This window comes from Bowmanella pacifica (assembly GCF_014645355.1).
Lineage (GTDB): Bacteria > Pseudomonadota > Gammaproteobacteria > Enterobacterales > Alteromonadaceae > Bowmanella > Bowmanella pacifica.
The window spans coordinates 430,111-447,489 of sequence record NZ_BMLS01000002.1 but is presented as its reverse complement, the minus strand read 5'-3'; the positions used below and the strand labels follow the sequence as shown (position 1 = coordinate 447,489).

Below are 17,379 nucleotides of genomic sequence, written 5' to 3'. Positions count from 1 at the left end.
GGAGCCTGGGGCTAGCGATAAAGGCATTGATGACAAACCAACGGATTTTTATGACATCCTTGATTTATCGGGGTAAATTGCCGTTTATCAGTAAAATTGGCCGGTTTGTCATGATTTAACTGACAGACTTCACTGCTTTGCCAACTATAGGTACTTTGTTACCGCCGAATTGTCTCTATTATGTCGACCGCTTTTCCTTCTCTGTTTCGCTCAGCTTTTTGGCCGCCAGTTTTGCCAGTGGTGGTGGCCGTTTTAGTCGAAACACTTCTCCGTATCCATGGCTATGCAGCGGAAAATTACGACGACTATATTCAGCTTCGCGGTGGGGCAGGATTGTATCTACAGACCTTACTGCAACTGACCCTGGAAAGCGCACCGCTGATAGCGGCACAGTGCTGGGTGCTGCTGCGCCCCGGGCCACGAGGCATATTAGTCTGGGGTGTGGGGTATATGCTGTATCCGACTATCAGTCTAATGCTGCAGGCCAGCCTACCGGCATTTTCGACTTTGTTGTTTAGTGTACAGTTTTGGATCCTGTCAGCGGGTTTGTCACTGCTGTATTGGGGGCAGCGGGCCTACCAACTTGCGCCTGGCATGCAACATGGCGCATCTAGGTGGCGTTATATATTGTCGCTGGACGCCGCTTTAGTGCTATGCCTGGTGAGCTGGGTGATATTGATGAGCGGTATGTTCGTCCACACCCCAGACCCTATGCATAACCAGCCTCTGGAGCCCAGGCTAGATCCAGTCCAGATGCTTAAGCAGTGGCGGCTGACCTTATATTATGCCTGGCAGTTTTCGCTGCTGGCTGCGGTGATTTTTGCCTACTATTGGGTAAATCGTTATCTCTTGATCCGCAGGGTATTAGCGACCCAGGGCGTGTATCTTTTCTTACTGTGTAGCGCGGCCTGGCTGCTGGTGTCTTACCCGCTGTTCGGCACAATGGTGTTGCAACTGCCGCTTAATATTGCTGAACAAAGCTTACTGCCTTCGGAAAATCATCTCCCCTTTGACAGCATGAACTTGCTGGTCGCCGTTCTTATCTGGGCCTTTAGTACCCCACTGATTCTGGCTTTTGAACGGCAACAAAATGCAAGGCAACTGGCCGAGCTTAGCCAGGAACAAAGCCAGGCGGAGCTAAAAATGTTACAACAACAGGTTAATCCACACTTTCTGTTCAATACGCTTAACAGCTTATACGCCCTGTGTCTGACGCAATCGGCTCAGGCCGCCCCTATGCTTTTAAAATTGGCAGACTTACTGCGTTATGTCGTATACCAGGGGCAGAATACCAAGGTGGCGCTGAGGGATGAGGTGGCTTACTTGCAGAACTATCTTGAGTTACAGGCGTTAAGGGTTGGCAAGCGCTGCCATGTCAAAACTGATATCCAGCTCGCGTATGGGGATTGGCAAATTGCCCCTTTGCTGCTGATTATGTTGGTAGAAAATGCCTTTAAACATGCTGTTGAGGTCAGCCAGGATAGTTGCGATATTGAACTCGCTTTGAAAATGGACGGCGACCGGCTGGTTTTCGTTTGTAGCAATAGTTTGCCGAAGGATTGCCAGCTCAATCAGAACGGGGGAATTGGCCTTGTTAACCTAAAGCGGCGCCTACAACTGGGATACCCAGGGGAATATAGTTTGCATAGCGCAGCGCAGGGCAAACGATGGGTCGCCAGGCTGGAGATGAGGTTATGAAAACCCTGCTAATTGACGATGAACCCTTGGCCCATGAAGTACTGTTGCATCATAGTCGTGAGCATGGCGATGTAGAGATTATTGGCCAGTGCTTTAATGCCGCCGAGGCGTTGGCGTTTTTGGCCAACCAGCAGGTTGACCTGATTTTTCTGGATATCAATATGCCGGTGTTATCTGGTTTGGATATGCTGAAAGTATTGGCCAATCGCCCTCAGGTGGTGCTCTGCAGCGCTTATCAGGAATATGCTTTGGCAGGCTTTGAGTTGGATGTGACTGACTATCTGCTCAAGCCTGTCAGTGCCGAACGCTTTGCTTTAGCTCTGGATAAAGTGCGCCGCCGGGCGAATGAAGAGGGGCAGAGTACCCAAACCACTGTAGCCAGCCATATAGTAATTAGGGTGGACAGGGAAGATCGCAAGATTGAACTGGAAAAGGTGCAATGTTTCGAAGCCTATGGCAACTACGTAAAAGTATGGCTGGATGATAACTGCTGGTTAACTGCTGCCACCCTTAAGCACTTTGTGGAATCTCTACCAGAAGATAAGTTTGTACAGGTGCATAAATCTGTTTTGGTGAATAAAGCTATGGTGGTGGCCAAAGACAATGAAGGCCTGACTTTGCAAAGTGGTAAACGAATAAAAATTGGCAAGGCCTTCAGGCAAAACTGTCTGGCAATGCTGGCCTGAAGATAGTGTGAGATATTTGCTGTGGAGATTGGAAGATGCGTCATTTGCTTGGTTGTGTTTGTTTATTAAGTACATGTGTGGCGGTTGCCATGAATAAACAGCCATTAGCTGAACCAGGGCCGGTTGCGCCTATCAATGCCTTATTTGATGCCATGCGGGCACACGATGCTGAGACTATCAGAACGCAATTTAGTCAGGGGGCGCAGTTACAGCGTATAAAAAGTGATGGTCAGGTGGTGTTGTCGGATATTGATAAATTCGCAAACAGTATCGCCGCCCATAAGGCGTATTTGGATGAGCAGTTATTGTCGGTGACGGTTCAGCAGTCGGGAAATCTTGCCAGCGTGTGGACACCTTTCGCCTTTTATGTGGACAATCAGCTAAGCCACTGTGGAGTTAATCATTTTGTGGTGGTAAATACGGCGGGAGGGTGGCGAATTCAGCACCTGATTGATGTCACTCATGAAGGAGATTGTCAGGCCTTTATTGCAGAGCACTGACGGGCGGTAGCGTCTTTATTTATAATATAAGGGGCACCTGAAAACGCCCGCTTGATGTGGGCTTTTGCAACTTAGCGTTGAAAAATCCCATGTGGCAGTGATGTTGATTTGTCAGGCCTATTTCCCAAGCTGTTCAACCAGGAAATCAAACACCAAACGCAAACGGGCACTGGTATGTAACTCTCGGTGAATAACCAGCCATAATTCGATTTCAAAAGCTGCCATGTCCGGGAGTACCCTTTCCACATCAGGATCGTTGTCACCCACATCTTCTGTCATAAAGCCTAGCCCAGCACCCTGCTTGACCAATTGCCACTGCACCAAATGGTTGGCAACCACCAGAGGGAAGTTATCTGCTGCTAATTTAAATCCAAGCTTATGCAGCTCATCACGCATCATGTCGTTGTGTTCAAACGCGATAAAATCAGCATCGTTAAGATCGTCCGGGCAGGTACGTTTAGTGAAACCTTGCAGATAGCTTTTGGCCCCATACAGATGGGCACGAATATTGGTCAGCTTGCGGGCAATCAAATCTTGTTGGGTAGGGCGATAGGCGCGAATAGCGATATCTGCCTCTCGGCGCAACAAGTCGCTACTCTCATTGGTGGCAATCAGCTCAACCATGATGCCGGGCGCATGTTGGCGCAATTTGCTGAGCACGGGAGACAGCATATATGCGGCAGTTGTTTCGGCAGCGCTAATGCTGACCTTGCCCGTCACGCTCTGGGCATGGCCTCCAGCCGCGACAGATAAGCGGGCTGCCGCGTCGTCCATGGCTTGAACATGCTCTAGCAGGGCATGCCCACTTGGGGTCAATAGCAATCCGCGCGCAGTGCGCTCAAATAAGGTGGTACCAAGCTGTTTTTCCAGCGCACTGATCTGACGCCCCAAAGTGGGCTGTGTGATTGCCAGTAACTTGGCCGCCGAAGAGAAAGAGCCTTGTTGCGCTGTCACCAAAAAGACTTTGGCGTGATTCCAGTCAAAAGGTTGGGGTTGTTGAGCCATGCATTTTTGCATATCGGTAGTGAATTTTTCGCCATTCTAACCCTTTATTTGCATAGCTTATGATGGGTTTTTGTAAACAAATACGAGGGAACTATGCTGGAGAGCATCAGATTCTGGGACAAGGTCGCACAGAAATATGCCAAAAGTGCGATTTCCGATATGCCGTCTTATGAGCACAAGTTGGAGATTAGCCGCCGCTACTTTACCCCTGATAGTCAGTTGCTGGAATTGGGGTGCGGCACCGGCTCCACGGCACTTTTGCATGCGCCTTATGTGGCGCACATTCTGGCGACAGACATTTCGGCCAATATGCTTAATATCGCCAGACAGAAAGCGACCGACCAGCACATCAGTAATGTTAGCTTTGTGCAGGGGAGTAACGACCAGCTCAATCCCGAAGCACCACTGGATGTCGTTTTGGCACTTAATCTGCTGCACCTGGTAGATGACTGGGCAGCCGTCATCCGTGATGCCTACCGTTGGCTGAAGCCGGGCGGGGTGTTTATTACCAGCACCGCTTGTTTGGGAGACAGTGTGTGGCGCTATATCAAATGGGTTGCTCCTCTGGGCCGCTTGCTTAGATTAATGCCGCCGGTATTTGTATTCACGCAGGCCGCCTTTGAACAAAGCCTCAAAGAGGCCGGGTTCGAGATTGATTACCTGTGGCGTCCGGAGAAATTTCCCAGCGTTTTTATAGTGGCGAAAAAGCCAGCATAGCTGGTACTTTGTGATTAACTTCATTCAATGTGATGGTCAAGGAGTCAGATGTCTGCCTTTATTCAGGTTAATGCACTGCGTAAGTCGTTTAAAAAGCTGGAAGCCGTAAAAGGCATCAGTTTTTCTGTGCCAAAGGGCATATGTTTCGGCCTGCTGGGCCCTAACGGTGCGGGTAAAACCACCACCATTGAGATGATGGAGGGGATAGTCGATTTTGATGCTGGCGAGATTCTATACGATGGCGAGCCGCTTAATCGCGCCATGAATCAGCGCATCGGTATTCAGTTTCAGCACACCGCCTTGCAGGACTATCTCAGTGGCCGTGAATGCCTGAGTATGTTTGCCAGTTTTTACAGTCATGCCTTGGATGTTCAGCATTTAATCGAGCTTTGTCAGTTGGAAGATTTTGCTGACCAGGACCATCGCAAACTATCCGGGGGGCAGAAGCAACGCTTATTGCTGGCTATCGCGCTGGTCAATGACCCGCAGATTCTGTTTTTGGATGAACCCACCACGGGGTTAGACCCGCATGCCAGACGTAACTTCTGGGATCTGATTAACCGTATCAAGGCCCTTGGGAAAACCATAGTGCTGACCACGCACTATATGGATGAAGCTGAGTACTTATGTGATGACATCGCGATTATGGATAAGGGCCAGATTATTGCCCGCGGTGCGCCCCGCGACTTGCTTGCTGAACATTTTAAAGGCGTGCTGATTCGTCTGCGCCAGCAGCAGTTACCTGAAGCCGTTATGGCAGCCTGTCACCCTCGTCAGGATGGGGCCTACTGGTTTATCAACACAGATAAGGTGGAACAAACACTGAAATTACTGGTTGAGGAACAAGTGGAGCTGGACGGTTTGCATGTTAAGTCTGCCAACCTGGATGATTTGTTCTTGAAGCTTACGGGACATGGGTTACAGGGCGCAACTGAGCAACAGGAGGTGGCCGATGTTAAATAGATTCTGGGCGGTGTTCAGAGCCCGTAATCTGGAGTTTTTCCGCGACCGCTCGTCGCTGGGCTGGAACTTGGCCTTTCCTTTGCTACTGGTAGTGGGCTTTGCCTTTATTTTCAGTGGTGATGGCCGCGCAGCGTATAAAATTGGTCTGGTGGGCGAGGGGGGCGACAACAGTTTTTTTCATCTGCAACATGTGGAATATGTGGCCTATGACGATCTGGCGCTGGCGCAGCAAAAACTTCAGCAGCACCAACTGGACTTACTGGTGGAACCGGCCAGTCAGACCTATTGGGTTAATCGCAGCTCGCCGCAGGGCTATTTTGCCAGTGAGCTGTTGACGGGCAAGCTACCTGATTATCAACGTCAGGAACTGGATGGCCGGGAAATTCGCTACCTGGATTGGGTACTGCCGGGCATTTTGGGTATGAATATGATGTTTTCCAGCCTGTTTGGCGTTGGTTATGTGATTGTGCGTTATCGCAAAAGCTCGGTGTTAAAACGCCTTAAGGCTACACCGCTCAGAGCCGTGGAGTTTCTGGCCGCACAGATCCTGTCTCGGCTGTTTATTGTGCTGAGTATCACCAGCTTTGTGTTTATTGCCTGCAACAGCCTGTTTGATTTTTACATGTTGGGTAGCTATCTGAATTTGCTCTTGGTCACTGCATTGGGGGCCGCCGCTATGATTGCGCTGGGTTTACTGATGGCCAGTCGCAGCCAGAGTGAAGAGCTGACCGGTGGGCTGCTGAATCTGATTAGCTGGCCGATGATGTTGCTGTCCGGCGTGTGGTTTTCCCTGGAGGGGGCGCCGCAGGCCATCCAACAAGCCGCGCAATTGTTGCCCCTGACTCACCTACTTGAGGCGGCCCGTGCCATTATGAATGATGGCGCGGGATTGGCCGAAATTCAGTATCACCTGTGGGCAATGCTGGTGATGACCTTGGTATTTATGGGGCTTGGCGCGGTGCTGTTCAGATGGCAGGGAGAGGGGCGTTAAGCCGCACCAGGTGCCATGCCTTGTTGATTCAAAACAAGTTTTTACAGGATAGCTTTATCGATTTTAAGCAGAACGCCCTATGATGCACAAATCATCAGGGGAGGAACATTGTGAATAACACCGGGCTACAAGGGCTGGATTTATCCCGGCCGGCTTTTGCTATGCAAGGCCTGACTAAAGTGTTTGGCAGTGGCCCCAGTCGGGTTGAAGCACTGCGCGGCGTTGACCTGACCGTTCCTGCCGCTGAGTTGGTGGTTTTACTTGGCCCTTCCGGCAGCGGCAAATCTACCTTACTGAATATTCTGGGTGGCCTGGATAGCGCCACGTCTGGTTCGCTGTTTTATTTTAATCAGGATCTTGGCGGTATGGATGAGAGCGAGCTGACCCAGTATCGCCGTCAGCATATTGGTTTTGTTTTTCAGTTCTACAATTTGATGCCCAGCCTGACGGCGCTTGAGAACGTGCAATTAGTGACCGAGATAGCCGAGAACCCGATGGATGCGGCTGAGGCACTGGCCATGGTGGGGCTGGAAAATCGCCAGGATCACTTTCCGGCTCAGTTATCTGGCGGTGAGCAGCAAAGGGTGGCCATTGCCCGCGCCATTGCCAAAAGGCCCAGGGTACTGTTTTGCGATGAACCTACCGGTGCGCTGGACAGTAAAACCGGTCGTACTGTGTTGAATGTGTTGCAGGAAGTGAACCGCGAACTGGGCACCACTATTTTTATTGTGACCCATGCCGCCAGTACCGCTGCGATGGCGCACAGGGTGATACATTTTGCCGATGGACGTATCAGTAAAGAGGTGGAAAACCAGCATGTACTGTCCGCCGCTGAGATCGATTGGTAGCTATTGATGCTCGCCTCGCTTGACCAGAAACTACTGCGAGACTTATGGCGCGTCAGGGGGCAGGCGCTGGCCATTGCGGTTGTCATGGCATTTGGCGTAATGCTGATGGTGATGATGGATGGCCTGATCAATTCCCTCAGTGAAACCAAGCGCAGTTATTACGAGCGTTACCGGCTGGCCCAAGTGTTTGCGCCGGTTAAGCGGGCGCCGAAACATCTTTTGCAGCAAATCGCGCATTGGCCGGATGTGACCGCCGTGGAAGGGCGAATAAGCGGCGGTGCGTTGATTAATTTGCCTGAGGAAACTATCCCCATCCGTGCCCAGGCTGTGTCACTGCCAGATTACCGCGCCCCCAGACTCAATGATATTTATCTGGCTGAAGGGCGGCGACTGGATCCTACCCATAAAAATGAGATCCTGCTGCTGGAGGGCTTTGCCAATGCCCGGGGGATTCAGCCCGGCGATTACTTAACCGCGACCTTGAACGGGGCCCGGCGTAGTTTTCATGTGGTGGGGCTGGCGCAAGCGCCCGAGTTTTTGTATACCCCGGCGCCGGGAGAGATAGTTCCCGACGATAAGCGTTTTGCGGTGTTCTGGATGAGCGAAGATGCGCTGGCCGCGGCGTTGGATATGGACGGCGCCTTTAATGAAGTGTTGCTGACTCAGCCATTGGGCGTCAACAGTGCCCATTTGCTGTATCAACTTGACCAGTTGTTGATGTCTTACGGTGCGCTGGGCGCTTATACCCTGGATGATCATCTCTCCAATCGTTTTATCAGTGAAGAAATTCAGCAACTGGAAAATTCAAACCGGGTTGTACCTCCTGTGTTTATGGGCGTGGCGGCGTTTTTACTTTATATCGTGATATCGCGCATGGTGCAGTCCGAGCGTGAACAAATAGGTTTGCTTAAAGCCTTTGGCTACACCGGCTGGGAGATCAGCCTGCACTATCTTAAGTTTGTGCTGTTGATTGCCATTTTCGGTGCCTTGCTGGGCTGTGTATTGGGTGTGCTGGGGGGACGCGGTTTAAGTGGGGTGTATCAGCTCTACTATAAGTTTCCGTTTTTATTGTTCAGGCTCGACCCGGCGACAGTTATCAGCTCTGTACTGGTTTCTATTGTGGTGGCCTGCGCAGGTGCGGCATGGGTTGTACGGCGGGTATTTGCTCTGACGCCAGCCCAGGCCATGCGTCCGCCCACACCCACCGATTTCAGCACCGGTCTGCGTTTTGGCCAGGGCTTGCTGGCCAAATTTGACCAGCCCACTCGTATGGTATTGCGCACCCTCAATCGCCACCCGCTTAAAACCATGATGTCTATTGGTGGTATCGCCCTGGGAATGGCCCTGTCTGCCGGTATGTTGAACGTGTTGACTGCCTTTGACCGCACCCTGGCATTTAGTTTTGAGCAAGTCGATCGTAGCGATCTCAATGTCAACTTTGTTGAACCATTGGGCCCGGACAGTCTGTATTACCTGGCGCGTTTGCCTGGGGTGTTGGCGGCGGAAGGTGTGCGCGATGTGCCGGCGATTTTTCACTTTGGCCGCGAGCGCTACCGGGGAGTCGTTACAGCCTTGGCGCCAGCACCGCAATTATTCCGGTCGCTGGATAAACATGGCCAGCCCATTGCGCTGCCACAGCAGGGCATAGTGTTATCTAAAGCGCTGGCCGGTCAGTTAAAGGTGCAAAACGGCGATACGCTGCTGGTAGATATTCGTCAGGGACGCCGGCCTAAATTACCGATACAAGTGGCCGCAATTGCTGAAACCATGACCGGTGCGCCAGCCTATATGGATCTCAAGGCTCTAAACCGTCTGATGTTTGAGCCAGGGCGGGTTAGCGGCGCGCATCTACGCATTGATATGCACCATGCGCAAACCTTGTACGCCAAGCTTAAAGATATGCCGGCTATTGCCAGTGTGAACCTGAAAAATCATAGCCGCCAGGCGATGGAAAAAATGATGGATGAAGGGGCGGGTGCAACCCGCTATGTGATGATGATTATTGCCGCCGTTATTACCTTTGGCATCGTATATAACAGCGCCAGAATCGCCTTTGCCGAACGGGCTCGTGATCTGGCCAGTTTACGGGTGATGGGGCTGACCAAAAGCGAAGCGGCCTTTGTGCTGCTAGGGGAACTTGGCATTATTACGCTGCTGGCTATCCCAGTGGGCTGCGCGTTTGGCTATGGCTTATCCGCCCTGATCTCGGCAGGCTTCAGTAATGATTTGTATCAGGTGCCCGTGACTGTGGTGCCTACTGCATATGGCAGCGCGGCGGTGGCCGTACTGTTAGCTGCGCTGGGGTCGGGCTATTTGATCAAGCGCGATCTGGATCGGCTTGATTTGGTTGGGGCATTAAAAACACGTGAATAAACAGCGAGTATCAGGATGACAACAAAAAGAGGATCGCGCCACTGGTTGAGTTGGGCGGCGTTGCTGGTGGTGAGTTTATTGTTGGCGACGGCCTTCTGGCCCCAAGCCGTGCCGGTTGATATGGGTAAGGTCAGCCGCGAAGCCCTGCGCATTACTATTAACGAAGAAGGGCGCACCCGCGTGCACGACGCATATGCGGTATCGGCGCCGGTAACTGGGCGTTTGCTAAGGGTTGAAGCTGAGCCGGGAGATAAAGTGGAAGCCGAAAAAAGCGTTATCGCCCATATTTTGCCTCTGGATCCTGCACTCTTGGATATTCGTACCCTGGAACAAGCCAGAGCGGCGGTGGACGCCGCTAATGCCGCGCTGCGTATGAGCAAGGCGGATCTCAATAAAGCCTTTGCCGATGAGCAACTGGCGCGCAGTGAGCATGTGCGCTTGCAAGAGCTGCTCGCCAGCGGCGGCGTCAGTCAGTCAGCCTATGATGTGGGCGTACGACAATTGCGGGCGGCCTCTGCCTCGCTGGATACGGCCAAGGCGGCGGTGTCATTACGAGAAGCTGAGCTGGTCAATGCCAGGGCCAGATTGGTTGGGTTTGATGGTGGCCAGTCTGGTTTGTCACTGCCTTTGCCGGAGCAAGCCTTACCTTTCGCTATCAAGGCGCCTATTGATGGCCAAGTACTGCAAGTACTGCAAAAGAGTGAAACCATTCTCAGCGCCGGTACGCCCATTATGGAAATCGGTGATATAGGCCATGATTTAGAAGTCATTGTTGAGCTGCTGTCCACCGACGCGGTAAAAGTCGAGCCGGGTAATCAGGTGATAATTGATAGTTGGGGCGGGCCGCAGCAGCTTGAGGGCGAAGTGGTGCGGGTTGAGCCCTGGGGCTACACCAAATATTCGGCCTTAGGGGTGGAGGAGCAGCGGGTGTTGGCATTGATCCGTTTTACCGGCCCCCGCGAACCCAGGCAGAAACTGGGGCATGGTTACCGGGTTGAGGTAAAGATTGTTCTCTGGCAGCAGCAAGATGCCTTAACTGTGCCATCCAGCGCCTTATTCCGTCAGGGGGAGCAATGGATGGTGTTTAAGGTCGTGAAAGATAAAGCTCGTATCGCGCCTGTGAGTGTGGGGTATAACAATGGTACCCGGGCCCAACTGCTGGATGGCCTGAGCGAAAGTGATGTTGTTGTGCTCTACCCAGGACCGGAACTGGTTGACGGCATGGCGGTTGCGCGCAGGATTAACTAAGCCGTCCCCACGTGCCGGGGTATATCTGCAAGAGCGCAGGGGGGAAGCGTTTTTCTGTTGGTTTGCCCCCTGTACGCATACTGTACCAGGCGTTAGTAGTCAGTCCAGCACAAGGCTTGTTCATCTTTGTGCCTTTTGCCATAGTAGCTGCTTATTCCCTTAAGCAGATTATTCCATGCGACAAAAACTTGCTGGTGCACTCTTACTAAGTGCCGGATTTTTAGGGCAAACCGCCAGTGCTCAAACCCCAGCCCTGACGCTGGAGGAAGCCAACCGGTTGGCCGCGATGCCGCTACATTGTATGCAAACCGAATACCCCAATAAGCTTAATCAGGTGCTGGCCGATGCCAGTTATCTGCAAGGGCCTAAGGCGCTGCACCCGGCTTTTTACGGCTGCTTCGACTGGCACTCCAGCGTGCATGGCCATTGGATGCTGATAAATTTGCTGCGTCATTTCCCTGACCTGGCTAATCAGCAGCAAATTCGCCAAAAATTGCTGGAAAATATCTCGGCAGAGAACATCAAGACGGAAGTGGCGTATTTCTTTATGCCGCAAAATTCCACCTATGAGCGTACTTATGGCTGGGCCTGGCTATTAAAGCTGGCCGAAGAGTTACATCTGTGGGATGACCCTTTAGCCCGCAAGCTGGAGCAAAACTTACAGCCGTTGACCGACCTGATGGTGGCCAAGTATCTGGAGTTCTTACCTAAACTGATTTACCCCATTCGCACCGGCGAACACCCTAATACCGCCTTTGGTTTATCTCTGGCCTATGACTATGCGGATACCCTTAAGCAGCAAGAACTAAAAGCGCTGATAAGTCAGCGGGCGAAAGATTGGTTTGCCAATGACAGTCAGTGCCCCCTGAATTGGGAGCCTAACGGTTTTGACTTTCTTTCCCCCTGTTTTCAGGAGTTGGATGTGATGCGTAAGGTGTTGGACAAAACCGCCTTCAGTGCCTGGTTGGATAAGTTTCTGCCGCAGCTTGGGCAAAAAGACTTTGTGCTGGAAACCGCTAAGGTCAGCGATCGTGCTGATGGCAAATTGGTGCATCTGGATGGTTTGAACTTCAGCCGTGCTTGGTGTTTGTACGGTCTGGTGGGGGAGTATCCACAAAAATACGGCCATTTACGCCCGATTGCTGATGCCCATGTTCACCATTCTTTACCCGCTATTGTGGATGGTAACTATGAAGGCACTCACTGGCTGGGTAGTTTTGCGGTTTATGCGCTGCAGCAGGCCGGGCAATTAAACTAGCCTTGGTTATCAGTCATAAAAAAGCCCCGTTAAGGGGCTTTTTTGTAAATTCAAGCGGAACTAAGCAGACTTTCTTCTGCGCAATAAGCCAATACCGGCCAAACCCAAAGCCAGTAACGCCAAAGGCGCCGGCTCTGGTACAGGGGTTGAGGTGCCGTGATTTAGGGCCAGGTTATCAACCAAAAAGAAGTTGCCAAAATCCAATCGTAATTCATCAATCAGGCCGCTTTGCGCACCAAAATACTCATAGCTACCGTTTAAACCTGTGTTGATTGACCAGGCCAGAACGCCATCTTTATAACCCTGTAATGTGCCAAACAGTGAGTCAGCACCGCCAGAATCCTTACCTGTAGACCATCTTTTGGCCCATAAACCATCAAAAGTGAAATAATCGCCATTTTGCTGAGTGACAATACCTACACCACCATAGTTATTAAGTAATGCAAAGTCACCGCTATAAGCACCGAAGTTCCAGCCTGATTTTTCGACGTCTATCCAATCTAGCGTGGAAGAAAAAACGAAACCTTCATAGACCGGCATGCCATCGACACGATTTTGTTCGCTACCCCCAGGGATATTGTCAAAGGTTAGCAGGGCAGCATGGGCTTGGCTGGCGAGCATAATAACTGAGAGCAAAAACATGATTTTCTTCATCGCTACTTCCATAAACGGTTAATCATATGCGCGGCGGACTAAGCAATGTATGAGCCAAAGTGATTATTTTTAATAAATACAACAGGTTAATAAGGTTTTCGGGGTGGTTTTTTGTTGTTGGTGTAAAAAATGCTGACATGACAATTGTGGATTCACGGCAATTTTATCCGGCGTGTCAGCCTGTCAAAACGGTTGTTGAGGGGGCTTGTTGGGATGACTGACGCTTTAAAATGTCAGGCTAAAACAAGCGCCCCCTTCGCTACGATTGACGGCTTTTACCTGTCCACCGTGGGCAATCATCACCTGGCGGGTTAAGGCTAACCCGACACCGGAACCGTCTCGCTTTGTGGTGAAAAAGGGTACAAAAATTTTATCCAGTTGTTCGGCACTGATACCTGGTCCGTCGTCGGCAACCTCGATCACCACATGCCCCCGTCGGTTGGTGGTCGCCTTTAGCCAAACCTGGCCTTGGCGTTTTTCCTGCAGTGCTTGTTCAGCGTTTTTTAGCAAGTTGAGCAATACTTGCTCCAGCATATGCTGGTCCGCATTGACGCTCAGTCCCTCAGGCTGAATCTGTTGATGCAGAACTAAGCCTTTATCTGCCCAATCCTGACAAGCCATGTGCTGTAACTGAGAAAACAGCGTGGCGAGATCCACGGTCTGTCGATGTGGTGCGGGTAAGCGGGTCAAGCGTCGATAGCTACTGACAAATTGCATCAGGCTATGGCTGCGTCTGGCGACGGTGGCAATGGAGTCATGAATATCATCCAGCTCTTGTTTTATTGGCAGGTCGATGGTTTTAGAGGATAAATCATCGCTTAATTCGGCCGCGGTGGCGGCCAGTGACGCCACTGGCGTAATGCTGTTCATAATTTCATGAGTGAGTACCCGCACCAGATCCTGCCAGGCCTGTAATTGTGCCGAGTCAAGTTCACTGCCGATATCCAATACACTGAGCAGCTTTTCACGCTGACCGGCCAGGGTGATTTCGGTAGCAAAGACCAACAATTGCTGTGGCATGCCATCGGCATCAAAACTGCATAGCTGGCGTTGTCCTGGTTGCAGCTTTTGCCAATGCTCGGCCAGCTCCGGGCCAAACTGGTGTAAGTCGTCTACCTTGCTAACCTGAGTTGGGCCAAATAAACGTCGGGCGCTGTTATTCCACTGGCTTAAGCGTCCGTCGCTATGCAGGCTGATCAACGGTATAGGTACATGTTCTACCATGGCTTTAAAATGCCGCAGTTGCTGTTCTTGTTGCTCGCGCTCCTGCAAGAAACGCTGCATCAGTTCGGTGAAAGCTTCACCAAGTTGTTCGAATCCACTGCCAAACTGGTGGTAGTCAAAACGTTGGGTAAATTCACCATAGCGCACCGCATCCAAAAAACGCTTTAGCTCAGCATTGGTTTTGCCGACAAATTTTGTGGTTTCCCATACCCCGATAGCCAGCATTAACAGCAAGAGTATTTGGGTGGCGTGGTATCCCGGCGTGATCAGTAGCCAGGCACTACTCAGGGCTAGCAGTACTATTAGTGTAATACGCAGGCTCAGGAGCAGTGAAAATCGTTTAAAGGCCATGCTTTTCCATTCTCCTGTACAACGCGGCGCGCGTTAATCCCAAGGCTTTGGCGGCATGGCTTATATTATAACGATGGGCTTTCAAGGCGCCTTCAACCGCTTGCCGTTCAAGCTCTTCCAAATTGAAGCTATGCAGATCGGCATCGGGGCGCGGCGGCGGGGTTTTCGTGTTTAACTGAAAGTCCCCGGCTTCGAGCTTATGATTTTCACTCAGAATAACTGCGCGTTCCAAAGCATGGCGCAGTTCACGGATGTTGCCGGGCCAGTGGTAGGTCTGCAATTGCGCCAGGGCATCGGGACTCAACTGCTTTTGCTGTTTTTGGTACTTACGGCAATAATGCCTGAGATAATATTCGGCAATAGCGGCAATGTCTTGTTGGCGTTCCCGTAGCGGCGGAAGCTGGATTTCAACAGTATTCAGGCGAAACAACAGATCCTGGCGAAAACGCTGCTCGTCATGTAGTTGCGCTAAGGGCAAATTGGTGGCGGCAATCACCCTGACATCAAAGGCTTTGGCCTGATTACTGCCAAGGGGAATGACCTGACGCTGGGCCAGTACCGTCAGTAATTTTGCTTGCAAATGCAGAGGTAAATTACCAATTTCATCTAAAAACAGTGTGCCGCCGTCGGCCGCCAGCAAGCGGCCTGTGCGATCCTCGTTAGCCCCGGTAAAAGCCCCTTTACGATGCCCAAAAAGCTCGCTTTCAAACAAGCTTTCTGCCACCGCGCCCAGGTCAACCGACATAAATACCTTATTATGCCTTGGGCTCTGACCATGAATAGCGCGGGCAATCAGTTCTTTGCCTGTACCATTTTCTCCCAGTATCAGCACATTGGCCTCGGTGGGAGCGCTTCGCTCGAGCATATTGAGCGCTTGTCGCATCGCCGCCGACCCGGCAATAATGGGCTGACTTGATTGACTGGTCACTTCGGCCAGCAGGCTGTTGGCGCTGCGCAGCTCATTGGCCTCGGTGCGGGAACTGGATAATTTGACTGCTGAGGAGACAGTGGCCAACACCTTATTGTTGTGCCAGGGTTTGGCGATAAAATCGGTAGCGCCCCGTTTCATTGCTTCGACGGCCACCTCCATATCACCGTGTGCTGTTATCATAATCACGACGGCCTGGGGATCGATAGCAAGGATCTTCTCCAACCAGCGATAGCCCTGTTCGCCGTTGCTTTCTCCGGGACCAAAGTTCATGTCCAGTAAAATGCAGTGATAACTTTGTTCGGCCAGTAGGCTGGGGATTTGTTCCGGTCTATTACAGATATCCACCTGGCTGAAATGGCGTTTTAACAACATTTTTCCTGCCACCAAGATGTCTTGATCGTCATCGACGATCAATATTCGTCCTTCTTGTTGCACCGCGCTGCTCCTCACTTAGAACTGTTCAATAGCGTACACCTGGTGTTCAAATTCGTACAGTTTTACATGGGGGTACATCTTTGAAATTAGTCTAACTTATTGAAATATATTGCTTTGCCGGATTGGAACGGGATTTGTTTATATCTCATCAGCTTTTATCACGACATAAACAAAGCAGACAACGATGCAAAAACTCAGTGCAATACAAGATGCCAGCAAGCAGACATCGCCTAAGGCCGTGTCGGGGGCAGGTATGGACCGTAAGGTCAGTCAGCCAGCTAAGCCCTGGAAACGCTGGCTGTTATGGGGTGGAGCCGGACTGGTTGTGGGCCTGTTGGTCTATATTATGCCCGGCTTTTCCGGCAAAACCCTTAGCGTCAACCCAGAACGTGTAATGGTTTCCAGTGTCACCCGCGGTACTTACGAGGATTTTATTCCGCTACGCGCCCGGGTCACGCCGGCTAAAACCTTGTATCTGGATGCCATTGAAGGGGGGCGGGTTGAACGTATTCTGGTTGAAGGCGGGGCTATGTTAGAGGCCGGGCAATTGATTGTTGAACTGTCCAACGCCAGTCTACAGCTGAGCGTATTAGGTAATGAAGCCAGGGTCGCAGAACAGCTCAATAATATTCGTTCTATTGAGCTGAATTTGGAACAAAACCGTCTGCAACATAAACGCGATATTGTCGACATTGAATATCAAATCAAATTACTTCAACGCAAGCTTCAGCGGGAAGCCCAGCTTCTTAACACGCAGGCTATCAGTCAATCCCAACACGATGATACGCGTGACACGCTGCGTTGGTATGAACAGCGCTTGCTTCTCACTCGGGAAAGTCAGCAGTCTGATGCGCGCATGCAGGAAGAGCAGTTAGCCTTTCTTAAAACCTCTGGTGCCCGTTTGGAGCATAACCTGGAGTTGTCGAGGCAGAATCTGGCCAATATGAATGTGCGCGCCCCGGTGGCCGGTAAGTTGTCTGGTTTTGATGTGGAAGTGGGGCAGAGTATTGGGCGGGGTGAGCGTCTGGGGCAAATAGACACACCGGATGATTACAAACTTACCGCACAGATTGATGAATTTTATCTTAGCCGGGTGGCGCCAGGGCAAAACGCTCAGGTAGACGGCTATCAGTTGCAAATCAGCAAGATTTATCCGCAGGTCAGCAATGGCCAGTTTGAGGTGGACTTGAGTTTTGTCGGGCAGCAACCGGCGGCGATCCGCCGCGGCCAGACCATGCAACTTAAGCTTACCTTAGGCGATGCCAGTCAGGCGCTATTGATTCCTAACGGTGCGTTCTATCAGGAAACCGGCGGTAACTGGGTTTTTGTATTGAAAGAAGACGGTACGCAAGCCGAGCGACGCAATGTTCGTATGGGACGCCGCAACAACAACTTCATCGAAGTGCTGGACGGATTGAGCGAGGGAGAGCGGGTGGTAACCAGTTCTTACAGCCAGTACCGGGATATTCAGCAACTGAACATAAACAATTAAGGACT

General features: G+C 51.3%; 15 protein-coding genes. 11 read left to right on the top strand and 4 right to left on the bottom strand.

The genetic code is table 11. From position 1 onward, the window contains the following. Positions 1 to 180: 180 nt before the first annotated feature. The 3 genes from IEX02_RS08105 (at position 181) to IEX02_RS08095 (ending at position 2,884) form a co-directional block, all read left to right on the top strand. Positions 181 to 1,698 carry a sensor histidine kinase gene (locus IEX02_RS08105; protein WP_188692994.1) on the top strand — a complete coding sequence of 506 codons (1,518 nt, stop codon included), beginning with the start codon at positions 181 to 183 and terminating at the stop codon, positions 1,696 to 1,698. Then, positions 1,695 to 2,384, top strand: coding sequence for a LytR/AlgR family response regulator transcription factor (locus tag IEX02_RS08100; RefSeq protein ID WP_229702151.1), 690 nt, complete (start codon positions 1,695 to 1,697; stop codon positions 2,382 to 2,384). Before IEX02_RS08105 ends, IEX02_RS08100 begins: the two co-directional genes overlap by 4 nt. 89 nt (positions 2,385 to 2,473) lie before the next feature. Continuing rightward, positions 2,474 to 2,884, top strand: a complete 411-nt coding sequence (locus IEX02_RS08095) for a nuclear transport factor 2 family protein (RefSeq protein ID WP_188692988.1) — start codon at positions 2,474 to 2,476, stop codon at positions 2,882 to 2,884. A gap of 117 nt (positions 2,885 to 3,001) precedes the next feature. Here IEX02_RS08095 and IEX02_RS08090 read toward each other — a convergent pair whose 3' ends face one another. Beyond that, positions 3,002 to 3,889, bottom strand: a complete 888-nt coding sequence (locus IEX02_RS08090) for a LysR family transcriptional regulator (protein WP_229702150.1) — start codon at positions 3,887 to 3,889, stop codon at positions 3,002 to 3,004. A 93-nt stretch (positions 3,890 to 3,982) separates the two neighbouring features. Here IEX02_RS08090 and IEX02_RS08085 point away from each other — a divergent pair, with 93 nt between their 5' ends. From IEX02_RS08085 to IEX02_RS08055, 7 genes are all read left to right on the top strand, one after another. After that, positions 3,983 to 4,606, top strand: a complete 624-nt coding sequence (locus IEX02_RS08085; protein WP_188692982.1) for a class I SAM-dependent methyltransferase — start codon at positions 3,983 to 3,985, stop codon at positions 4,604 to 4,606. Positions 4,607 to 4,654: 48 nt separating this feature from the next. After that, on the top strand, positions 4,655 to 5,569 hold the full coding sequence (locus tag IEX02_RS08080) for an ABC transporter ATP-binding protein (RefSeq protein ID WP_188692977.1): 915 nt from the start codon (positions 4,655 to 4,657) through the stop codon (positions 5,567 to 5,569). Then, positions 5,559 to 6,560 (top strand): ABC transporter permease, encoded by a 1,002-nt coding sequence (locus tag IEX02_RS08075; protein ID WP_188692974.1) that lies wholly within the window; start codon positions 5,559 to 5,561, stop codon positions 6,558 to 6,560. Before IEX02_RS08080 ends, IEX02_RS08075 begins: the two co-directional genes overlap by 11 nt. Before the next feature lie 110 nt (positions 6,561 to 6,670). Beyond that, entirely contained in the window at positions 6,671 to 7,408 is a 738-nt protein-coding gene (locus IEX02_RS08070; RefSeq protein ID WP_229702149.1) for an ABC transporter ATP-binding protein, read from the top strand. A gap of 6 nt (positions 7,409 to 7,414) precedes the next feature. Beyond that, complete coding sequence (locus tag IEX02_RS08065; protein ID WP_188692971.1) at positions 7,415 to 9,781, top strand: ABC transporter permease; 2,367 nt, start codon at positions 7,415 to 7,417, stop codon at positions 9,779 to 9,781. A 15-nt stretch (positions 9,782 to 9,796) separates the two neighbouring features. Further along, positions 9,797 to 11,029 carry an efflux RND transporter periplasmic adaptor subunit gene (locus IEX02_RS08060; RefSeq protein ID WP_188692970.1) on the top strand — a complete coding sequence of 411 codons (1,233 nt, stop codon included), beginning with the start codon at positions 9,797 to 9,799 and terminating at the stop codon, positions 11,027 to 11,029. A gap of 175 nt (positions 11,030 to 11,204) precedes the next feature. Next, positions 11,205 to 12,287 carry a DUF2891 domain-containing protein gene (locus IEX02_RS08055; RefSeq protein ID WP_188692967.1) on the top strand — a complete coding sequence of 361 codons (1,083 nt, stop codon included), beginning with the start codon at positions 11,205 to 11,207 and terminating at the stop codon, positions 12,285 to 12,287. A 60-nt stretch (positions 12,288 to 12,347) separates the two neighbouring features. Here the strand turns inward: IEX02_RS08055 and IEX02_RS08050 are convergent, their stop codons facing one another. The 3 genes from IEX02_RS08050 to IEX02_RS08040 all read right to left on the bottom strand — a co-directional run bounded on the left by IEX02_RS08050 (position 12,348) and on the right by IEX02_RS08040 (position 15,882). Then, a complete protein-coding gene (locus tag IEX02_RS08050; RefSeq protein ID WP_229702148.1) occupies positions 12,348 to 12,941 on the bottom strand; it encodes a PEP-CTERM sorting domain-containing protein in 594 nt (197 codons plus the stop codon). Between the two features lie 225 nt (positions 12,942 to 13,166). Then, positions 13,167 to 14,516 (bottom strand): sensor histidine kinase, encoded by a 1,350-nt coding sequence (locus IEX02_RS08045; RefSeq protein WP_188692963.1) that lies wholly within the window; start codon positions 14,514 to 14,516, stop codon positions 13,167 to 13,169. Continuing rightward, a complete protein-coding gene (locus IEX02_RS08040; protein WP_188692959.1) occupies positions 14,506 to 15,882 on the bottom strand; it encodes a sigma-54-dependent transcriptional regulator in 1,377 nt (458 codons plus the stop codon). The genes IEX02_RS08045 and IEX02_RS08040 overlap by 11 nt, the downstream gene beginning before the upstream one ends. A gap of 184 nt (positions 15,883 to 16,066) precedes the next feature. Here IEX02_RS08040 and IEX02_RS08035 point away from each other — a divergent pair, with 184 nt between their 5' ends. Further along, the gene (locus tag IEX02_RS08035; RefSeq protein WP_229702147.1) at positions 16,067 to 17,374 is read left to right on the top strand and encodes an efflux RND transporter periplasmic adaptor subunit; all 1,308 of its coding nucleotides are present in this window, start codon (positions 16,067 to 16,069) and stop codon (positions 17,372 to 17,374) included. The last annotated feature ends 5 nt before the right edge of the window (positions 17,375 to 17,379 follow it).